General features: G+C 53.5%; 1 rRNA gene. It reads left to right on the top strand.

The features are described from left to right. Positions 1-1,322 (top strand): 16S ribosomal RNA (locus EII14_RS08980); the annotation flags it as partial. Between the last annotated feature and the right edge of the window lie 6 nt (positions 1,323-1,328).

Raw genomic sequence — 1,328 nt, 5'->3', positions numbered from 1 at the left:
ATTTGATCAAAGATTTATCGGTATGCGATGGTGATGCGTCTGATTAGGTAGTAGGCGGGGTAACGGCCCACCTAGCCATCGATCAGTAGGGGTTCTGAGAGGAAGGTCCCCCACACTGGAACTGAGACACGGTCCAGACTCCTACGGGAGGCAGCAGTGAGGAATATTGGTCAATGGACGAGAGTCTGAACCAGCCAAGTAGCGTGCAGGATGACTGCCTTATGGGTTGTAAACTGCTTTTAGTTGGGAATAAAAGAAGGGACGTGTCCCTTATTGTATGTACCTTCAGAAAAAGGACCGGCTAATTCCGTGCCAGCAGCCGCGGTAATACGGAAGGTTCGAGCGTTATCCGGATTTATTGGGTTTAAAGGGAGCGTAGGCGGGATATTAAGTCAGCGGTTAAATAGTGTGGCTCAACCATACTTTGCCGTTGAAACTGGTATTCTTGAGTGCACGCAGGGAAGCCGGAATTCGTGGTGTAGCGGTGAAATGCTTAGATATCACGAAGAACTCCGATCGCGAAGGCAGGTTTCCGGAGTGCTACTGACGCTGAGGCTCGAAAGTGTGGGTATCAAACAGGATTAGATACCCTGGTAGTCCACACAGTAAACGATGTATACTCGCGATTTGCGATATATTGTAAGTCGCTTAGCGAAAGCATTAAGTATACCACCTGGGGAGTACGCCGGCAACGGTGAAACTCAAAGGAATTGACGGGGGCCCGCACAAGCGGAGGAACATGTGGTTTAATTCGATGATACGCGAGGAACCTTACCCGGGCTTGAACTGTCGGCGCCTTAGGCAGAGATGCCTATTTCTTCGGACGCCGTCAGAGGTGCTGCATGGTTGTCGTCAGCTCGTGCCGTGAGGTGTCGGCTTAAGTGCCATAACGAGCGCAACCCTTCTCCTCGGTTGCCATCGGGTCATGCCGGGCACTCCGTGGACACTGCCATCGTAAGATGTGAGGAAGGTGGGGATGACGTCAAATCAGCACGGCCCTTACGTCCGGGGCTACACACGTGTTACAATGGGGGGTACAGAGGGTCGCTACCGCGCGAGCGGATGCTAATCTTTAAAACCTCTCTCAGTTCGGATCGGAGTCTGCAACCCGACTCCGTGAAGCTGGATTCGCTAGTAATCGCGCATCAGCCATGGCGCGGTGAATACGTTCCCGGGCCTTGTACACACCGCCCGTCAAGCCATGAAAGCCGGGGGTGCCTGAAAGCCGTGACCGCGAGGGTCGGCCTAGGGTAAAACCGGTGATTGGGGCTAAGTCGTAACAAGGTAGCCGTACCGGAAGGTGCGGCTGGAACACCTCCTTTCTGGAA

This window comes from Alloprevotella sp. OH1205_COT-284 (genome assembly GCF_003859795.1).
In the GTDB taxonomy this organism is placed as follows: domain Bacteria; phylum Bacteroidota; class Bacteroidia; order Bacteroidales; family Bacteroidaceae; genus Alloprevotella.
This window is presented reverse-complemented; position numbering and strand designations above follow the sequence as displayed.